Genomic DNA, 17719 nt, shown 5'->3' on the forward strand with positions numbered 1-17719 from the left:
AGGCAACGGCGCAAAGCCGGTAGGCGGACAAGGCCCGACGGCGGTGATCGTCCGGCAAACAGGAAAAGGTAATGGGCGGGAAAATGTCGATCTTGAGGACGCTTTCGGTATTGGCTGTGGCCGGAGCCCTGAGCATCGCGGCATGTGCCGGTGCGCAGGCTGCAAGCCAGGTCAAGGTAACGGTCAACAACACCGTGATCACCTCGGGCGATATTGCCAAGCGGGTTGCATTCCTGCGTCTTCAGCGCCAGAAGGGCGGCCCCGAGGAAGCGAAGAAGCAACTGGTGGACGAGGTCCTGAAGCGCGCCGAAATCGTTCGCATCGGACAATCCGTCAGCACGCAGGACGTCGATGCCGCCTATGCCCGTTTTGCTGCGGGCAACAAGCTTTCGGCGGAACAGCTCGGCAAGATCCTCGACCAGGCCGGTGTCGGCGCCGATCACTTCAAGCAATTCATCGCCGTACAGATGAGCTGGCCCCGCGCGGTCAACTTCCGCTATGGCAATTCGAGCCGCCTCCAGGGCGCCGATCTCGTCAAACGGATGATGGAAGGCGGCGGCAACAAGCCGGTGACCACCGAATACTTCCTGCAGCAGGTGATCTTCGTCATTCCCGAGAAGAAGCGCGGCGCCATCACGGCAAAGCGGCAGGCCGAGGCGAACGCCTCCCGTTCACAGTTCCCGGGCTGCGAGACGTCGAAGACCTTTGCAGCCAACTATCGCGACGTTTCGATCCGCAGTCTCGGCCGGATGCTTGCCCAGCAGCTGCCGGACGAGTGGAAGCCGTTGGTCGAGAAGGCCGGGGAGAACGGCACGACCGGAACCCGCGTGACCGAAAAGGGCGTCGAGTACCTGGCAATCTGCAAGAAGCGTGAAGTCAACGACGACACGGCCGCAGAAATCGTCTTCCGTGCCGAGGACATCGGCAAGAAGAAGGCCGGCGGGGAAGATCCGAACAGCGAAAAATACCTCGAGGAACTGCGCAAGAAAGCGCAGATCGTCAACAAGTAAGCACAGCGGCAACATGCGCGAACCAACCGGCGGACCACTCGCCCTGACCATGGGCGACCCGGCCGGTATCGGGCCGGACATCAGCCTTTCGGCCTGGCTTGGCCGCCGCGAACACGCGACGGCACCCTTCCTGTTCATCGGGGATCCTTCGGTGCTTGCCGCGCGTGCGGCGACGCTTGGCTATTTGGTTCCCCTTCGGGAGACGGATTGTGCCGGCGCCATGTCCGCGTTCGATGCGGCGCTGCCGGTGCTGCCGCTTGCCTGCCCTCACCCGGTCACTGCAGGCGATCCCGACACTGCCAATGCCAGCGCCGTCATCGGCGCGATCGACACGGCAGTACGGCTCGTGACCGCCGGCGAAGCCTCCGCGGTCGTGACCAACCCGATCGCCAAGGCAGTCCTTTACGATGCCGGCTTCCGCTTTCCGGGCCATACCGAGTACCTGGCGGATCTCGCCGAGAAAGCAACGGGGCAACCTGTTCTGCCTGTCATGATGCTTGCCGGGCCGAAGCTGCGCGCCGTCCCCGTCACGATCCACATCCCGCTGAAGGATGTGCCGCACCAGCTGACGCCGGATCTCATCTATCGCACCTGCGTGATAACGGCGGCGGATCTGCGCAACCGCTTCGGGCTTGAGCGCCCGCGCCTCGCGATCGCCGGACTGAATCCACACGCCGGCGAAAACGGCGCGCTCGGCCTTGAGGATGACGCGATCATCCGCCCCGTCATCGACCGGCTGCGCGCTGAAGGCATCGATGCCGTGGGGCCGCTGCCCGCGGATACCATGTTCCACGATCGGGCGCGCGCGACCTACGACGTTGCGATCTGCATGTACCACGATCAGGCGCTGATCCCGGCAAAGGCGCTCGGCTTCGACGACAGCGTCAACGTCACGCTCGGCCTTCCCTTCATCCGCACATCGCCCGACCACGGTACTGCCTTCAGTCTGGCCGGCAAGGGCGTTGCCCGCGACGACAGCTTGAGAGCTGCGCTCGACCTTGCCGCAACGCTCGCGGCCAATATGCCAGGAGATACCCGCTGATGGCCGCGCTCGACGGTCTCCCCCCCTTGCGCGACGTGATCCAGCGCCACGGCCTCGACGCCAAGAAGGCGCTCGGCCAGAATTTCCTGCTCGACCTCAACCTGACACAGAAGATCGCGCGGACTGCCGGTTCGCTCGAAGGCGTGACGGTCATCGAGGTCGGCCCTGGTCCCGGTGGCCTGACGCGCGCCATCCTGGCTCTCGGCGCCAAGAAGGTCATCGCGATCGAACGCGACTCCCGCTGCCTGCCGGCGCTTGCCGAAATCGGCGCGCATTATCCCGGCCGGTTGCAGGTGATCGAAGGCGACGCCCTGAAGACGCGGTTCGAGACGCTTGCCGACGGCGGGCCGGTCAAGATCATCGCCAACCTGCCTTACAATGTCGGCACGCAATTGTTGGTCAACTGGCTGCTGCCCGAACGCTGGCCGCCTTTCTGGCAATCGCTGACGCTGATGTTCCAGCGTGAAGTGGGCCTCAGGATCGTCGCCGAGGCGGATGACGATCACTACGGGCGCCTCGGTGTGCTCTGCGGCTGGCGTACAGAGGCACGGATGGCCTTCGACGTGCCGCCGCAAGCTTTCACGCCGCCACCCAAGGTGACGTCATCGGTGGTCCATCTGGAGCCCGTGGAAAATCCGATCCCCTGCTCCGTTTCATCTCTGGAGAAGGTAACGCACGCTGCCTTCGGTCAACGCCGCAAAATGTTGCGGCAAAGCCTGAAGCCGCTTGGCGGCGAGGCCCTGTTGGCAAAGGTCGATATCGACCCGCAGCGACGGGCCGAGACGCTTTCGGTGGAAGAGTTCTGCCGGTTGGCAAACTGCCTCTAAGCGAGAGACCAGTCGCGACCGGTCAGCCGCCAGTCGGGCGAGATATGGCGCGATTCGAAAATGGCTCCCGAAGGAGCCATTCTTTTGCAGTTGTCAGAACGGGTTCTCCGTCAGGAGCCCGTTGACGAAGTCAAACAGACCCGGGCGCCGGTCGCGGCGCAGACGCTCCGCCTCGACAATCGCCCGCACCGCAGAAAACGCGCGGTCGAGGTCGTCGTTGAGGACGATGTAGTCGTATTCCCGCCAGTGCTCGATCTCGGCGCGCGAATTGGCAAGCCGCGTGGCAATCACCTCTTCGCTGTCCTCCGCCCGGCGATGCAGGCGTGACTGCAGCTCGGCCATCGACGGCGGCAGAATGAAGATCGACACGACGTCGCCGGCCATCTTTTCCTGAAGCTGCTGAGCGCCCTGCCAATCGATGTCGAAGAGCATGTCGCGGCCGGCGGCCATCGCCGCTTCGACGGCGTCGCGCGGCGTTCCGTAGAAGTTGCCGTGCACCTCGGCCCATTCGAGCAGCGAGTCGGTTGCCCTGAGCGCCTCGAATTCACGGATCGTCTTGAAATGATAATGCCGTCCGTCGATTTCGCTCGGGCGGCGCTGGCGCGTCGTCACGCTGACGGAAATGCTCATCTCCGGATCAGCTTCCAGGAGGTTGCGCGCGATCGTCGATTTTCCAGCACCGGACGGCGAGGAAATGACGAGCATCAGCCCACGACGGGCAATCTTGATGGGCGAAGGGGTCGCCGGGGTCATGCTTTACTCCAGATTCTGGACCTGTTCGCGGAACTGGTCGATGACGACCTTGAGTTCGATGCCGGCGGCCGATACGGCGGCCGCATTCGACTTGGAACAGATCGTATTCGATTCTCGGTTAAATTCCTGTGCCAGGAAGTCGAGCTTGCGGCCAACCGGGCCGCCCTTCGACAACAGATCGCGCGCCGCAACGATGTGCGAGCCGAGCCGGTCGATTTCTTCCCGAAGATCCGCCTTGGTGGCAAGCAGCGCCACTTCGGCGTAGAGGCGTTCCCGGTCGAGCGAGGAGCCATTGTCCATGACCAGGGCCACCTGCTGCGCGAGCCGATCGGCGATCGCCGCGGCGCTGCGCGATGGATCAGCCTCTACCGTCGCCGTGAGTGTCTCTATGCCTTCAACCTGCGCCAGCAGGATCTGACAGAGCGCGGCTCCCTCGTCTTCGCGCATGACGCGGAGATCGGAAAGCGCCAGCCTCAGTCCTTCGAGGATGTCCATATCAAGCGCAGCGCGTTCCTCTTCACTTTCTTCCGGTTCGCGAAAATCGACAATGCCGCGGATGGAAAGCAACGTGTCGAACTTCAGCGGCGCCGGGTCGACGAGATCACCGAGTTGTTCGCGCAGGTTCAAGACCGCCGTCAGCGCACCCTGATTGACCACTGCCTCGACGGTCGCTTCCGCGCCGCTGACGGAAAGTCCGATCTGGAGATTGCCGCGCGAAAAATAATCGGCCGCGAGCCTGCGCACTTCGGGCTCGAAGCGCTCGAGCCCCTGCGGCAGGCGTAACCTGAGATCAAGACCCTTGCCGTTGACGGAGCGCAGTTCCCAGGCCCAACGGCGGCGGCCACTGCTGCCTTCCCTCCGGGCAAAGCCGGTCATCGATTGGAGCGGCATCGTCACCTCCGTTGTGTTTCAGCAGAAGCAATAAGTCGACGGCGCGGCATCCCGCAAGGGATATCCGCGCCGTGATCTATCCGTCCACAATGCAGGCGTTTATTGCGGCTGCGCTGCTGTCGCTGCCGGTTCGGCCGTTCCAGCGTCGGCGGCCGCCTTTGCGGCTTCCGCAGCCTTCTCGGCTTCCACCTTGCGCCAACGCCTTACATTCGCGTTGTGTTCGTCCAGGGTCTCGGCAAAGACATGGCCGCCCGTACCGTCGGCCACGAAGTAGAGCTCCGGCGTGCGCGAAGGATTGGCGACCGCCTCCAGCGCTGCACGGCCCGGATTGGCGATCGGCGTCGGCGGCAGCCCCTTGATGATATAGGTGTTGTAGGGCGTCTGCTTGTCGATGTCGGACTTCAGGATCGGTCGGTCCGCCGGCTTTCCGTCACCGCCGAAAATGCCATAGATGATCGTCGGGTCGGACTGCAGCCGCATGCCCTTGTCGAGCCGGTTGATGAAGACGGAGGCGACCCGTGGCCGTTCGTCGGCGCGGCCGGTTTCCTTCTCCACGATCGAAGCCAGCGTGACGAGTTCCTCGACCGTCGAGACCGGCAGGTTCGGATCACGCTTCTCCCAGATCTGATCGACCAGAACCTTCTGGGCGGCAACCATCTGCTGAACGATCTCGCCGCGCTTGGTACCGCGTGTGAACTTGTAGGTATCGGGCATCAGCGAACCTTCCGGCGGAAGCTCGGTCGGCAGATTGCCAACCAGGACCGGATCGTCGGAAAGCTTGTGGAACATCTGCTTGACGGTCAGGCCTTCGGGCAGAGAAACCGAATAGAGGATCGACTTGCCCGACTTCAGAAGCTGCATCACGTCCTGCATCGACGAGCCGGCCTTGATCTCGTATTCGCCGGCCTTCAGCGTCTCGTTGTCGAGATAGGCCTCCGAGACGAAACGGAAGACGCGCGCATCGGTGATGATGTTGCTGCGCTCGAGACCGCTGGCGATCTCGCTCATGCCGGCGCCGCCCCTGACGATGAAGTTCTGGTTTGCCTGCAGCGGACCCGGCTTCTCGTACTGATGCATGGCATGGTAGACCGTGCCGGCCGCAGCGAGTGCCGCAAAGACGATGATGGTCATCACGAAATTCAGGAAAATCACCACCTGGCTGCGCGCCTTGCGCGACCGCTTCGGGGGCTGTGGCACTTTTTCCGGGCGCAGTGCCTCGTTTGCCGATTTCGGAATGATCGGCCCGTTGCTCGCGTTTTCATTGCGGCCGAATTGCGCCGCGCCGTTATCGTTTGAGTCGCTCACGATTATCCCGAACCCGAAATTCGCAGCCTCATTCTCTATCCTGCCCCGGTGCGAATTTCGGACTGGACCATGGCAGGCTTAAGTCAATTTCATAAACGGCGCCGACCTGGCGGGCGGCATTCCGCAGTCTTCAACACAATAGACCTGCGGCGCGGTGCATTGGCACCCAAGAACCACAGAAATGTGTCGGTTCACCGTCCATTCAAGAGAACGCGACGGGGACCTGACACTTTACAGAACCGCACGTCTTATAGGACGCGTTAAGGTCGCTGTAACACTCTAAATGGCTGCCTGCTTCATCCTTAAACCGGACAGGAGACATGCAGTCGTTCGGAACGCGCCGCCTTCGGTTATCCCTGGGGCGAACGACATGTTCCCGGCAATAGCTAAATGGCAAACTGACAGATATGCCTTGCGCGAACATAGCGGTCGGCAACGCCGCCGCGATGGCGGCGCATCCTCCCAAAACATGCTTGTAGCGAGCAATGCGGCAAAAGCAGGATCATCGGACCGACTTGTTGGATCGATCCGATGATTGCCAGGGCCCCGATCAGGCGCCCGTGTAACGGCGCAGGACCAGAGAGGCGTTCGTGCCGCCGAAGCCGAAGGAGTTCGACAGCGCCACGTTGATCTCGCGCTTGCGCGCGACGTGCGGCACGAGGTCGATCTTGGTTTCCACAGACGGATTGTCGAGGTTGAGCGTCGGCGGCGCAATATTGTCGCGAATCGCGAGCACCGAAAAGATCGCTTCGACAGCACCGGCAGCGCCAAGCAGGTGACCGATCGCCGACTTGGTCGAGGACATGGAGATCTTCGACGCATGCTCGCCGACAAGGCGCTCGACGGCGCCAAGCTCGATCGTGTCCGCCATGGTGGAAGTGCCGTGGGCGTTGATGTAGTCGATGTCGGCCGCCGTCAGTCCGGCGCGCTTCAGCGCCATCTGCATGCAGCGATAGGCGCCGTCACCATCTTCCGACGGGGCGGTGATGTGGAAGGCATCGCCGGAAAGGCCGTAACCGACCACTTCCGCATAGATCTTGGCGCCACGCGCCTTGGCGTGCTCGAGCTCTTCGAGGATGACGACGCCGGCGCCCTCGCCCATGACGAAGCCGTCACGGTCGATATCGTAGGGGCGCGATGCCTTTTGCGGGTCGTCATTGTGCTGCGTCGACAACGCCTTGCAGGCTGCAAAGCCCGCGAGCGAAATGCGGCAGATCGGCGATTCCGCGCCGCCGGCGACCATGACGTCGGCATCGCCGAGCGCAATCAGCCGGCTGGCGTCGCCGATGGCATGCGCGCCGGTCGAACAGGCGGTGACAACCGAATGGTTCGGGCCACGCAGCTTGTGGCGGATCGACACCTGGCCGGAGGCAAGGTTGATGAGGCGGCCGGGAATGAAGAATGGCGAAATGCGGCGGGGGCCCTTGTCGCGCAGCGTATAGCCACCTTCGACGATGCCTTCGAGACCGCCGATACCCGAACCGATCAGCACGCCGGTCGCGATCTGGTCTTCGTCGGTCTCCGGCTTCCAGCCGGCGTCGGCAAGCGCCATGTCGGCGGCCGCCATCGCGTAGACGATGAACGGATCGACCTTGCGCTGCTCCTTCGGCTCCATCCAGTCGTCGGCGTTGAATGTTGCGTCGGTGCCGTCACCGAAGGGAATGCGGCAGGCGATCTTGGCAGGAAGGTCCTCGACCTCGAATTCGGTTACCTTGCGTGCAGCATTCTGCCCGGCAAGAAGGCGCGCCCACGTCGCCTCAGTTCCGCAACCCAAGGGAGATACCATGCCGGTACCGGTGATAACGACACGTCTCATAGTCCGCGACCCACCCTGACTTTTCAATTTCAGAGCCGGATCGGACCACGTGTGACGAACTCGATCCGGGCATCCATTTTAAGGTTCTCATTCACGATCAGAGGGAAAAGCGGAGAACGCTTGCTGATCGGCACCCGCGCTTGCGGGACAGCCCACTTCCCTGGGCTGAAACGGGCCGCTTTCGGCGGCCCGTCTGCGGCCGTAGCCGCTCAGATATTAGGCCTGAGCCTTTTCGATGAACTTGACGGCGTCGCCGACAGTCAGAATCGAGTCAGCAGCGTCGTCCGGGATTTCAACGCCGAATTCTTCTTCGAAAGCCATGACCAGTTCGACGGTGTCGAGCGAGTCCGCGCCGAGGTCATCGATGAAGCTTGCGCCTTCGCTGACCTTTTCGGCGTCGACGCCAAGATGATCAATAACAATTTTCTTTACGCGTTCTGCGATATCGCTCATGTCGGAGTTCCTCGACCTTCGTTTCTGTAGGCGCCTATTCCGGCACCGGTACTCTTATGTAAGCCTGATAGACCAAGACGGCCTACCCGGCAATCCATCCAACCGGAACTGCGGCAAACCCAGGGCAGCCATGGCTGCCGGACACCTGGCGGGACCGGTCGACTGCTAACAGTCATGGCCCGATTAACACGGTTTAAGTCTGCCGCAAAGTCCGAAAATGCCTGACATTCGCTTGCTCAACATTGAATTTCAGGCATTTGGCAGGCGGTGTCCCGGGACGTTGAATATCACCCGTCGCACAATCTCGGCGGGCGGCACATCCCGGAAACCGGATCAGATCATGGCCATGCCGCCATTGACGTGAATCGTCTGGCCGGTGACGTAGCCAGCCTCGTTCGACGCGAGATAGACGACGGCCGACGCAATCTCCGCGCCGGTGCCCATGCGCTTCATCGGGATCGCGCCCATGATCGCGTCCTTCTGCTTGTCGTTGAGCTTGCCGGTCATCGCACTTTCGATGAAGCCCGGAGCAACGCAGTTGACGGTGACGTTGCGCGTCGCGATCTCCTGGGCCAGCGACTTGGAGAAGCCAATCATGCCGGCCTTGGAGGCGCAGTAGTTGGCCTGGCCGGGATTGCCGGTGACGCCGACGATCGAAGTGATGTTGACGATGCGGCCGAAGCGGCGGCGCATCATCGGGTGGGTCAGCTCGCGCGTCAGGCGGAAGACGGCGGTCAGGTTCACCTCGAGAACGGCATCCCAGTCCTCGTCGCTCATGCGCACGAAGAGACCGTCCTTGGTGATGCCGGCGTTGTTGACGAGAATATCGACGCCGCCAAGCTCGGCCTCAGCCTTTTCGCCGAGCGCCTTGACTTCAGCGCGGTCGGAAAGGTTCGCCGGGAAGAGCTGCACGCGATCGCCAAGTTCATTGGCGAGCGCTTCCAGCTTTTCGACGCGTGTGCCGTGCAGGCCGACGATCGCGCCCTGCGCGTGCAGCATGCGGGCGATTTCTTCACCGATGCCACCTGATGCGCCGGTGACGAGAGCCTTGCGGCCGGAAAGATCGAACATCTGATTGATTCCTTGTAACTGGTGCGCTTGTTCGACGGCTTACGCGAGCAGTGCTGCAAGAGCCGTGTCGATATCGGCAGGCGTATTGACGGCGATACCGTTGACAGTCTTGTCGATCCGGCGGGCAAGCCCGGTCAGGACCTTGCCGGAACCGAGTTCATAAAGCGTCGTGACATTGTTGGCGGCAAACCATTCGACCGTCTCGCGCCAGCGGACCTGGCCGGTGACCTGCTCGACGAGCAATCGGGCGATTTCGTCGGCATCGCTGACCGGTGCGGCGAGCACGTTGGCGACCACGGGTACGACGGGATTGTGCTTCTCGACCTTGGCGAGAGCGTCGCGCATGGCGTCGGCGGCCGGCGCCATCAGGCTCGAATGGAAGGGTGCGGAGACCGGCAGCATCAATGCGCGCTTCGCTCCCTTTTCGGATGCCAATGCGGCAGCCTTCTCGACGGCAGACTTCTCTCCGGAAATGACCAGCTGGCCGCCGCCATTGTCGTTGGCGATCTGGCAGGAGCCGAGTGCCGAAGCCTCGCGGCAGACGGCTTCGACATCGGCATGCTCCAACCCGATGATCGCGGCCATCGCACCCTTGCCGACCGGTACGGCCGCCTGCATCGCGTTGCCGCGAATGCGCAAGAGACGCGCCGTGTCGGCGATCGAGAAGGTGCCGGCAGCACAGAGCGCCGAATATTCGCCCAGCGAATGGCCGGCGACAAAGGAGACCTTCGACTTGATGTCGAGTCCCCTGGCTTCGAGCACCCGGATGACGGCCATCGATACGGCCATCAGCGCCGGCTGCGCGTTCGCGGTCAGCGTCAGCGTTTCCTCGGGGCCGTTCCACATGATCTCGGACAGCTTCTCTCCGAGCGCCTCGTCAACCTCGGCGAAGACGGCAGCGGCTTCCGGAAAAGCGTCCGCCAGATCCTTGCCCATGCCGACAGCCTGGCTGCCCTGGCCTGGAAACGTGAATGCAATGCTCATGGGATAGTCCCTTCCCTAGATCACTATGATTTTGGGTCGAATCGACACAAAATCATAGTGATCGGTTCTTATGAGTTAGAGCGGGACGCGGGCGGATAACCGCACACGCTTTTTCTTGCCCCGCTCTGGTTTCCTCTCCATTCACATTCCTGAACGGCGAGTCAAGCGCGCAAGGCCCGCCGAACCGGGCCGCAGCCGCCTTTTGCCCTTGATCTTCACCAATCAAGGCGTAAGTTTGCCGCCCGAAGTCGACCTGCCTTCAACACTCCCAAGGGCGAAGGCTATCACTCCATTTCCGGCGCGCGCACCCCTTGTCCCACGGGGCCGATGCACGTCTTTCACAAGGATCTCCATTCAATGCGTTACAACACGCTTGGCCGCACCGACATCAGGGTCTCGGAAATCTGCCTGGGCACCATGACTTGGGGCTCGCAGAATTCCGTCGCCGAAGCGCATGAACAACTGGACCACGCCTTCGACAAGGGCGTGAATTTCATCGATACGGCAGAACTCTACCCGACGACGCCGCTCTCGTCCGAGACCTACGGCGATACCGAGCGCTTCATCGGCGAGTGGCTGGCAAAGCGCGGCCGCCGCGACGACGTCGTGCTCGCGACCAAGGTCGCCGGCCCCGGCCGGCCCTATATTCGCAATGGCGGTCCTACCACGCCGGAAGGCATCGAACAGGCAATCGACGCCAGCCTTCGACGCTTGAAAACCGACTATGTCGACCTCTACCAGATCCATTGGCCGAACCGCGGTCACTACCATTTCCGCAATGCCTGGTCCTACGACCCGGCCAAGCAGGACAAGGCGCATGTCGCCGGCGATCTCAGGGCGATCCTCGACAAGCTCGGCGGTCTCGTGAAGGCCGGCAAGGTCCGCGCCATCGGTCTCTCCAACGAAACGGCCTGGGGAACGATGAAGTTCATCGACATGGCCGAACGATACGGCCTGCCGCGGGTCGCCTCGGTGCAGAACGAATACAATCTGCTTTACCGCGCCTATGATCTCGACCTTTCCGAGCTATCGCATCACGAGGACGTGGGCCTGCTTGCCTATTCGCCGCTCGCAGCCGGACTGCTCAGCGGCAAGTATTTGGACGGCGCCAAGCCGACGGGTTCCCGCCTCTCGATCAACGGCGACCTCGGCGGCCGCTTCACACCGCACCAGGAGCCGGCGGTTGCCGGTTATGTGCAACTTGCACGCGAGCACGGCCTCGATCCCGCTCAGATGGCTATCGCCTTCTGCCTGACGCGGCCGTTCATGGCGTCCGTCATCATCGGCGCGACCTCGATGGAACAACTGAAGACCAATCTTGGCGCCGTCGACCTCCCCCTGTCGCAGGACGTCGTGAATGGCATTCGGCGGCTGCACCGTCTCTACCCCATGCCAATCTAGAGGCGAGAATCGATCGCCGATGGCCGTGCCTCAGACAAAAGCGGAGTTGCTCAAGGCGATCGACGTCCAGTTCGCCAAGCTGATGCGCGAACTCCAACTGGTCTCCGACAATCAATTTCGCGAGCCTTCGCTCGAAGGGCACGCCAAGGGCACCACGATGAGCGTCGGCGATCTCGTCGCCTACCTCATCGGCTGGGGCGAACTCGTCACCAAGTGGATCGACCGCGATCAGCGCGGCGAACCGGTCGACTTCCCCGAGACCGGATATAAATGGAACGAGCTCGGCAGGCTCGCACAGAAGTTCTATACCGATTTCCGGGCTCTCTCGCCGACGGAGCTCATCGCCCGCCTGAGACGCAGCAAGGAAACGCTGGAAGCGCTGATCAAGGCGCGGGACGACCAGGCGCTCTACGGGAAGCCGTGGTACGGCAAATGGACGCTTGGTCGCATGATTCAGTTCAACACATCCTCTCCCTACGCCAATGCCTCAGGGCGTTTGCGCAAGTGGAAGAAGGCCAAAGCGCTGGCCTAGATATCTAAAAGATGCGCCAAGCCTTGCCTTCCGGCGAAAAATGCGTATAAGCGCGCTGTTCGAAATGCCCGGTCTTCTGGCTGGTGGCTGAACGGAGGGCCGGCTTCCTCGAGGGGAGCCGTTAGGATTGCAAGTCTTTCCGGCCTCCCGTGTCTCCGCTCTCGACCGTCTCGATACAACACTTTCTTGCCGGCTGCCTGTCAGCCACTAAGAACAGTCGTTGAGGCTTAGCCGCCGAGGTCCGGGCTGATTAACGCAAGAAAGGCAAGCCACAATGGCTCTTTATGAACACGTATTCCTGGCCCGCCAGGACATCACGCCGCAGCAGGTCGACGGTCTCGTCGAGCAGTACAAGGGCGTGCTCGAAGCAAACGGCGGCAAGGTCGGTCGCGTCGAGAACTGGGGCCTGAAGTCCCTCACCTACCGCATCAAGAAGAACCGCAAGGCTCACTACGTTCTGATGGACATCGACGCTCCGGCAGCGGCTGTTCACGAAATCGAGCGTCAGATGCGCATCAACGAAGACGTCCTGCGCTACATGACGATCGCCGTCGAGAAGCACGAGGAAGGCCCGTCTGCCATGATGCAGAAGCGCGACCGCGACGATCGTCCGCGCCGCGATGGCGACCGTCCGGAGCGCAGCTTCGGCGACCGTGGTCCGCGTCCGGACCGTGGCGACCGCGAAGACCGCCCGCGTCGTCCGCGCGAAGACCGCGCGTAATCAAGAAGCTTTAGGAGATAAAGACAATGGCTGAAGTTTCTTCCGCTCCGGTTCGTCGCCCGTTCCACCGTCGCCGCAAGACCTGCCCCTTCTCGGGCGCAAACGCTCCGCGGATCGACTACAAGGACATCCGCCTGCTGCAGCGCTACATTTCCGAGCGCGGTAAGATCGTTCCTTCCCGCATCACGGCCGTTTCCCAGAAGAAGCAGCGCGAGCTCGCCCAGGCGATCAAGCGTGCACGCTTCCTCGGCCTGCTGCCCTACGTCGTTTCCTAAGAACGGCTGACTCTCCGTTGGTCGACTGACTCGACGGAAATTGACTCTAGGGAGAGGCGCTCCCCTTAGGTGAGCGCCTCTTTCCCTCCCTTCCGCGGTGGGCGCGGATCGGAACCGGTGCGAAAGCACCAAAATCCCATGCTGGGGCCGGGCTTTGCCATCCCCTAACTGCACGAAGCAGGACAGCGAACGTGACGAATGTGAACAGGACATCGCTGCTGACCGGCGTTCTCGCCGGCTTTACCGCCGCCCTCTTGTCGATGGGCGCGAACACGCAGTCGTCTCTTGCGATCGTCCTCTATGCTGCGTCCGCGCTCCCGATCCTGATTGCCGGCCTTGGCTGGGGCAATGCAGCGGCGATCACCGCGATCGTCAGCGCAGGTGCCACCGCTGCCGCGCTCATCTCGCCCTATTTCGCGCTGCTGATCCTCGTCGTCACGCTGATCCCGGCCGGTTGGCTCAGCCACCTCGCCAATCTTGCCCGCCCGGCCTCGGAACTCGGCGGTCCGGATGAAGCGCTCGCCTGGTATCCGCTCTCCGATATTCTCAGCCACCTCGCCGGCCTCGTGACCATCGGCATGATCATCGTCGGCTTCATCGTCGGCTATGGCGCCGACATCTCCGACCGCATGGTCGATATCGTCATCCAGGCGGTGAAGGCGCAGGACCCGGGCTACAATCCGGACGTCACTGCCGTTGCCCAGATCAAGTCGCTCTTCACGCTCGCTTTGCCACTCGTCCAGGGTGCGATCTGGGTGCTGATGCTCTTTACCGCCTATTATGTCGCGACCCGCATCGTGCAGATGTCGGGCCGGGCGCTACGCCCGCGCGAGGATATCCCCTCGACGCTACGCATGCACCGCAACGCGATCTTCATCTTCCTCGGCGGCCTGGTCCTCACCTTCCTCGGCGGCGCGCCGGCAACGATCGGCGCGTTGATCTGCGGAACCTTCGGCGCGGGCTTCCTGCTTGCCGGATTCGCCTCCTTCCATTTCCGCACGCGCGGCAAGTCCTGGCGGCTTCCCGTGCTGTGGATCGCATACCTGTCGGTGCTCGTGTTCACGATCCCGGCATTCTTCTTCCTCCTGTCCGGCCTGATCGATACGCGACGCACCATCGCGGTCACGCCGGTTGGAAAAAACTGACCAACGAATTGGAACACTGAAAGGAAAACCAACATGCAAGTCATTCTTCTCGAACGTATCGCCAAGCTCGGCCAGATGGGCGAAACCGTAAAGGTCCGCGACGGCTTTGCTCGCAACTACCTGCTGCCGCTCGGCAAGGCGCTGCGCGCCAACGCCGCCAACAAGGCCCGTTTCGAAGCTGAGCGTTCGACGCTCGAAGCCCGCAACCTCGAGCGCAAGTCGGAAGCCCAGTCGGTTGCCGAAAAGCTCGACGGCAAGACCTTCGTCATCGTCCGCTCCGCTGGCGAAACCGGCCAGCTCTACGGTTCGGTTGCTGCTCGCGACATCATCGAAGTGCTCGCTGCCGAAGGCTTCAACGTCGGACGCAACCAGGTCGACCTCAACCACCCGATCAAGTCGATCGGCCTGCACAAGGTCACGCTGCACCTGCACTCGGAAGTCGAGATCTCGGTTGAAGTCAACGTTGCCCGTTCGGCTGAAGAAGCCGAGCGCCAGTCCAAGGGCGAAAGCCTGACCTCGGCCGACGCCATCTACGGCGTTGACGAAGACGCTCTGAAGCCGGAAGACTTCTTCAACCCGGAAGCCGAATTCGAAGGCGAAGAAGAATAAGGCTTAGCGGCCATCCCAAATACGAAAGCCCGGATCATCGATCCGGGCTTTTTTATTGGCTCCAGGGGGTAGAACTAAAATCGCAAGACGCGAGGCGGCAGATTACCCATGCGCAGCGACGGGCACGGCGTCGCTGGTCACCTGATCCGCTGCAGTCCGCGCCCGTGCGTCCTTGTCGACGCGCACGACGACCGAGAGACCGGGCGAGAGCATCTCAGCCAGCGGCTGACCGGGATCGACCACGATCCGCACGCCGACGCGCTGAGCCACCTTGGTGAAGTTGCCTGTGGCGTTGTCCGCGCGGATCACGCTGAATTCCGAACCGGCTGCCGGCGAGAAGCGCTCGATGTGTCCCGTAAGTTCGCTCTTCTGCAGGGCGTCGACCGCAATGGCGACGGGCTGGCCAGCCTTCATGCCGTCGAGTTGCGTCTCCTTGAAATTGGCGACGACCCACACTTCGTTCGGCACCAGCGCGAGCAGTTGTGATCCCGCCGTCACATATTGACCGATCCGAGCGCCGATCTCGCCCAGCCTGCCGTCACGCGGCGCAACGATGCGGGTATTTTCGAGATCGATACGCGCCAGTTCGACGGCCGCCTCGGCACCGGTCACGGCAGCTTCCAATCCGGCGCGCGCGCCAAGCGTGGTCGCCAATGCCTGCTTCGACACTTCCAGCCCGGCCTCAGCCTGGCTCACAGCCGCGTCCGCCTGTTCGAAGCCGGCACGCGCCTGATCGGCATCGCTGCGCGTCGACACGCCCTTTTCGGCAAGCGGGCGAATGCGATCCCAGGTGGCGCGCGCCCGATTGAAGGCCGCCTTGGCGCTATCGAGCTGCGCTTCGCTGGCGGCGATACCGGCCTTGGCCGACAGTTCCTGCTGATGGGAGTTGGCGAGCGCCGCCTTCTGCCCGGCAAGCGTCGCTTCGGCCTGCGCCAGCTTCTGGGCGTAGATGCGATCGTCGATCTTCACCAGCAACTGCCCGGCCTTGACCGCCTCGTAGTCGTGCACGGGAACATCGGCGACATAGCCCGAAAGCTGCGGGCTCATGATTGTCACGTAGCCGCGCACATAGGCATTCTCCGTCATCTCCACGGAGCTGTGGAACGGTGGCAGCCGCCAGGCATAGAGCACGAGGGTCACGCCGGCGATGCCGGCGAGAAGCACAATGATGGTGGTCGGGGAACGTAGGAACTTCAGCATGGTCTTCAACTCGATTAATCAGGCGGCCGGCGCCGGCGCGGGGCCGGTCAGCCGCTGCGTGAGCCAATTGTAGGACATGTGCAGGAGCAGGCCGGCGAGCGCGACAAGCGCGATCACGGCGGCAAGCAGGAATGCGTCGTTGTAGGCAAGGATGTAGGCTTCGCGGGTGACCTGCTGCGACAGGAGCACGGTGCCCTCGCCACCCAGCAAGGTCTTGTCGCCCATCACTTTGCTATAGGCGGCGGAGAGCTGGTTGACGCGCTGGGCAACCAACGGGTTCGACAAGACGATCTGTTCGGAGAGAATGTTGGAGTGGAATTTTTCACGGATCGTTACGAAGGTGCCGAAGGCTGCGGAGCCGATCAGGCTGCCGATGCTCTGGGTGAAGAGGAAGATCACGATGAAGCTCAGGATATAGCTCGGCCCCTTCGCAAGCGCCGCCTTGAAGCCGCGCGCCATGGCCGGCGGCAGGAAGAGCGCAGTGCCCGAGGCAATCATCGCCTGGCTCAGATACATCTGCTCGGGCCGTGTCAGGCTCGTCGCCTGGCTGTCCATGTAGGCGCCGGTCGCCAGCAGGCCGAGCGCCAGGACGTGCACACTCTCTGCATGCTGCGGGTTCATCAGCACGGCACAGAGCAGGCCGCCGGCTATCGCCGCGGCAAGGATGATCCAATACAGCGTCGCGACCTGTTCGAATTGGAGGCCGAGCTGTTGATAGAAATTCGTCGCGATCGTGGACTGCTCGGAGGCAACCAGGCGGAAGACGAGCAGAACGGCAGCAAAGTGCACGATCTCCTTCGAGGCGATCCAGCGTATGTCGATCAACGGCACCTTGCGATGGAGTTCAATCAGCACCACGGTCGTCAGTGTTGCGATTGAAACGACCAGAAGGACGCCGAGCCAGGGTGCCTCGAACCACCAGTAGAGACGCCCCATGGTCAACACGATGGCCAGGCAGCCGAAGGCAACGGCAACGAGCAGATAGCTCAGGATATCCATGCGCTGGATGACCTTGGCATGCGGCACCGGCGTCAGAGGCAGCAGATAGATGATCGGCAGCACGATCAGTGCCAACGCCATTTCGAGCGTGTAGAGCGCATGCCACTGGCCGTATTCGATCAGGGTCGGCGAGATGAGACGGGTAATCGGCGCGGAGATCGTCGTGCAGGTGAGCGCCAGTGCCAGACCGACCGTCAGCTTGCGCGCCGGCGGAAAGGCTTCGAGCATGTAGAGAAAGCCGAGCGTCGACATCGGCGCAGCAGCAATGCCGCTGATGAAGCGGACGACGATGGCCGAATGCAGGTCGGAAACGAAGACGTTCATCAGCGATACGATGACGAAGCCGACGATGCTGATTTCGGCAAAGCGGCGCAGCCCGTATTGAGCGCGAATCTTCACCAGCGCGATCGACAGGCTGACATTGGGCGCCATGTAAGCCGCCGACAGCCAACCGGCCTCGACAGAGGTCGCCGAGAGCGAACCCTGGATCTGCGTCAGATTGGCAAGCGCCAGGTTCATACCCAGGCCCTGCGTCAGGAACAGGAGAACGGAGCCCAAGACATAGATCGCCGAAAGTGCCAGGCTTTTGTCGACCGGGGCGGGCGCCGGCATCGGGGCCGAGACCGGTGCAGTAGACATTTCCTCCTGGTCGTCGCCGACCGCGCCTGTCTCCAGGGGAGCGGCG

The 17719-nt window shown here is 62.4% G+C and carries 18 protein-coding genes; 9 read left to right on the forward strand and 9 right to left on the reverse strand.

Going from position 1 to position 17719, the window contains the following annotated elements; all coding sequences use genetic code 11:
* The first annotated feature begins 71 nt into the window (after positions 1 to 71).
* From AC070A_RS19350 to rsmA, 3 genes are read left to right on the forward strand one after another with little or no spacing between them, the layout of a single operon-like run.
* Positions 72 to 1010 carry a SurA N-terminal domain-containing protein gene (locus tag AC070A_RS19350; RefSeq protein WP_057252696.1) on the forward strand — a complete coding sequence of 313 codons (939 nt, stop codon included), beginning with the start codon at positions 72 to 74 and terminating at the stop codon, positions 1008 to 1010.
* A gap of 13 nt (positions 1011 to 1023) precedes the next feature.
* A complete protein-coding gene (pdxA, locus tag AC070A_RS19355; protein WP_057252698.1) occupies positions 1024 to 2052 on the forward strand; it encodes a 4-hydroxythreonine-4-phosphate dehydrogenase PdxA in 1029 nt (342 codons plus the stop codon).
* Positions 2052 to 2879 carry a 16S rRNA (adenine(1518)-N(6)/adenine(1519)-N(6))-dimethyltransferase RsmA gene (rsmA, locus tag AC070A_RS19360; RefSeq protein WP_057252700.1) on the forward strand — a complete coding sequence of 276 codons (828 nt, stop codon included), beginning with the start codon at positions 2052 to 2054 and terminating at the stop codon, positions 2877 to 2879. Before pdxA ends, rsmA begins: the two co-directional genes overlap by 1 nt.
* Before the next feature lie 93 nt (positions 2880 to 2972).
* On the opposite strand, the gene gmk is transcribed toward rsmA, so the two are convergent.
* The 7 genes from gmk to fabD all read right to left on the reverse strand — a co-directional run bounded on the left by gmk (position 2973) and on the right by fabD (position 10152).
* A complete protein-coding gene (gene gmk, locus AC070A_RS19365; RefSeq protein ID WP_057252701.1) occupies positions 2973 to 3632 on the reverse strand; it encodes a guanylate kinase in 660 nt (219 codons plus the stop codon).
* A gap of 3 nt (positions 3633 to 3635) precedes the next feature.
* The gene (locus AC070A_RS19370) at positions 3636 to 4523 is read right to left on the reverse strand and encodes a YicC/YloC family endoribonuclease (protein WP_058329419.1); all 888 of its coding nucleotides are present in this window, start codon (positions 4521 to 4523) and stop codon (positions 3636 to 3638) included.
* A gap of 99 nt (positions 4524 to 4622) precedes the next feature.
* Complete coding sequence (gene mltG, locus AC070A_RS19375) at positions 4623 to 5828, reverse strand: endolytic transglycosylase MltG (protein WP_113479455.1); 1206 nt, start codon at positions 5826 to 5828, stop codon at positions 4623 to 4625.
* Between the two features lie 550 nt (positions 5829 to 6378).
* Positions 6379 to 7644 carry a beta-ketoacyl-ACP synthase II gene (gene fabF / locus AC070A_RS19380; RefSeq protein ID WP_057252706.1) on the reverse strand — a complete coding sequence of 422 codons (1266 nt, stop codon included), beginning with the start codon at positions 7642 to 7644 and terminating at the stop codon, positions 6379 to 6381.
* A 216-nt stretch (positions 7645 to 7860) separates the two neighbouring features.
* Complete coding sequence (locus AC070A_RS19385) at positions 7861 to 8097, reverse strand: acyl carrier protein (RefSeq protein WP_003531676.1); 237 nt, start codon at positions 8095 to 8097, stop codon at positions 7861 to 7863.
* A gap of 333 nt (positions 8098 to 8430) precedes the next feature.
* Positions 8431 to 9168, reverse strand: a complete 738-nt coding sequence (fabG, locus tag AC070A_RS19390; protein WP_057252708.1) for a 3-oxoacyl-[acyl-carrier-protein] reductase — start codon at positions 9166 to 9168, stop codon at positions 8431 to 8433.
* Between the two features lie 39 nt (positions 9169 to 9207).
* Positions 9208 to 10152 carry an ACP S-malonyltransferase gene (gene fabD / locus AC070A_RS19395; protein WP_113479454.1) on the reverse strand — a complete coding sequence of 315 codons (945 nt, stop codon included), beginning with the start codon at positions 10150 to 10152 and terminating at the stop codon, positions 9208 to 9210.
* A gap of 357 nt (positions 10153 to 10509) precedes the next feature.
* Between fabD and AC070A_RS19400 the strand changes: the two genes are divergently transcribed.
* The 6 genes from AC070A_RS19400 to rplI all read left to right on the forward strand — a co-directional run bounded on the left by AC070A_RS19400 (position 10510) and on the right by rplI (position 14835).
* Entirely contained in the window at positions 10510 to 11553 is a 1044-nt protein-coding gene (locus tag AC070A_RS19400; RefSeq protein WP_113479497.1) for an aldo/keto reductase, read from the forward strand.
* A gap of 19 nt (positions 11554 to 11572) precedes the next feature.
* Entirely contained in the window at positions 11573 to 12085 is a 513-nt protein-coding gene (locus AC070A_RS19405; RefSeq protein ID WP_113479453.1) for a ClbS/DfsB family four-helix bundle protein, read from the forward strand.
* A 274-nt stretch (positions 12086 to 12359) separates the two neighbouring features.
* Positions 12360 to 12806 carry a 30S ribosomal protein S6 gene (rpsF, locus tag AC070A_RS19410; protein ID WP_057252714.1) on the forward strand — a complete coding sequence of 149 codons (447 nt, stop codon included), beginning with the start codon at positions 12360 to 12362 and terminating at the stop codon, positions 12804 to 12806.
* Between the two features lie 26 nt (positions 12807 to 12832).
* Positions 12833 to 13081, forward strand: coding sequence for a 30S ribosomal protein S18 (gene rpsR, locus AC070A_RS19415; RefSeq protein ID WP_025426448.1), 249 nt, complete (start codon positions 12833 to 12835; stop codon positions 13079 to 13081).
* A gap of 191 nt (positions 13082 to 13272) precedes the next feature.
* Positions 13273 to 14226 carry a YybS family protein gene (locus AC070A_RS19420; RefSeq protein ID WP_058320232.1) on the forward strand — a complete coding sequence of 318 codons (954 nt, stop codon included), beginning with the start codon at positions 13273 to 13275 and terminating at the stop codon, positions 14224 to 14226.
* A gap of 33 nt (positions 14227 to 14259) precedes the next feature.
* Positions 14260 to 14835 carry a 50S ribosomal protein L9 gene (gene rplI / locus AC070A_RS19425; protein WP_057252717.1) on the forward strand — a complete coding sequence of 192 codons (576 nt, stop codon included), beginning with the start codon at positions 14260 to 14262 and terminating at the stop codon, positions 14833 to 14835.
* Between the two features lie 102 nt (positions 14836 to 14937).
* On the opposite strand, the gene AC070A_RS19430 is transcribed toward rplI, so the two are convergent.
* Together AC070A_RS19430 and AC070A_RS19435 are read right to left on the reverse strand one after the other, a co-directional pair.
* The gene (locus tag AC070A_RS19430) at positions 14938 to 16035 is read right to left on the reverse strand and encodes an HlyD family secretion protein (RefSeq protein ID WP_058320233.1); all 1098 of its coding nucleotides are present in this window, start codon (positions 16033 to 16035) and stop codon (positions 14938 to 14940) included.
* Positions 16036 to 16053: 18 nt separating this feature from the next.
* Positions 16054 to 17646 (reverse strand): MFS transporter, encoded by a 1593-nt coding sequence (locus tag AC070A_RS19435; RefSeq protein ID WP_218373578.1) that lies wholly within the window; start codon positions 17644 to 17646, stop codon positions 16054 to 16056.
* Positions 17647 to 17719 lie beyond the last annotated feature (73 nt).

It is taken from the genome of Ensifer sp. GW101-20A05 (assembly GCF_059424735.1).

Excerpts from the sequence above, each read along its gene's own strand:
- pdxA (WP_057252698.1), top strand. The coding sequence starts at position 1,024 with ATGCGCGAACCAACCGGCGGACCACTCGCCCTGACCATGGGCGACCCG.
- rplI (WP_057252717.1), top strand. The coding sequence starts at position 14,260 with ATGCAAGTCATTCTTCTCGAACGTATCGCCAAGCTCGGCCAGATGGGC.
- AC070A_RS19370 (WP_058329419.1), bottom strand. The coding sequence starts at position 4,523 with ATGCCGCTCCAATCGATGACCGGCTTTGCCCGGAGGGAAGGCAGCAGT.
- fabG (WP_057252708.1), bottom strand. The coding sequence starts at position 9,168 with ATGTTCGATCTTTCCGGCCGCAAGGCTCTCGTCACCGGCGCATCAGGT.
- gmk (WP_057252701.1), bottom strand. The coding sequence starts at position 3,632 with ATGACCCCGGCGACCCCTTCGCCCATCAAGATTGCCCGTCGTGGGCTG.
- fabF (WP_057252706.1), bottom strand. The coding sequence starts at position 7,644 with ATGAGACGTGTCGTTATCACCGGTACCGGCATGGTATCTCCCTTGGGT.
- AC070A_RS19350 (WP_057252696.1), top strand. The coding sequence starts at position 72 with ATGGGCGGGAAAATGTCGATCTTGAGGACGCTTTCGGTATTGGCTGTG.
- AC070A_RS19385 (WP_003531676.1), bottom strand. The coding sequence starts at position 8,097 with ATGAGCGATATCGCAGAACGCGTAAAGAAAATTGTTATTGATCATCTT.
- AC070A_RS19435 (WP_218373578.1), bottom strand. The coding sequence starts at position 17,646 with ATGCCGGCGCCCGCCCCGGTCGACAAAAGCCTGGCACTTTCGGCGATC.
- rpsF (WP_057252714.1), top strand. The coding sequence starts at position 12,360 with ATGGCTCTTTATGAACACGTATTCCTGGCCCGCCAGGACATCACGCCG.
- AC070A_RS19430 (WP_058320233.1), bottom strand. The coding sequence starts at position 16,035 with ATGCTGAAGTTCCTACGTTCCCCGACCACCATCATTGTGCTTCTCGCC.
- rpsR (WP_025426448.1), top strand. The coding sequence starts at position 12,833 with ATGGCTGAAGTTTCTTCCGCTCCGGTTCGTCGCCCGTTCCACCGTCGC.
- rsmA (WP_057252700.1), top strand. The coding sequence starts at position 2,052 with ATGGCCGCGCTCGACGGTCTCCCCCCCTTGCGCGACGTGATCCAGCGC.
- AC070A_RS19400 (WP_113479497.1), top strand. The coding sequence starts at position 10,510 with ATGCGTTACAACACGCTTGGCCGCACCGACATCAGGGTCTCGGAAATC.
- AC070A_RS19405 (WP_113479453.1), top strand. The coding sequence starts at position 11,573 with ATGGCCGTGCCTCAGACAAAAGCGGAGTTGCTCAAGGCGATCGACGTC.
- fabD (WP_113479454.1), bottom strand. The coding sequence starts at position 10,152 with ATGAGCATTGCATTCACGTTTCCAGGCCAGGGCAGCCAGGCTGTCGGC.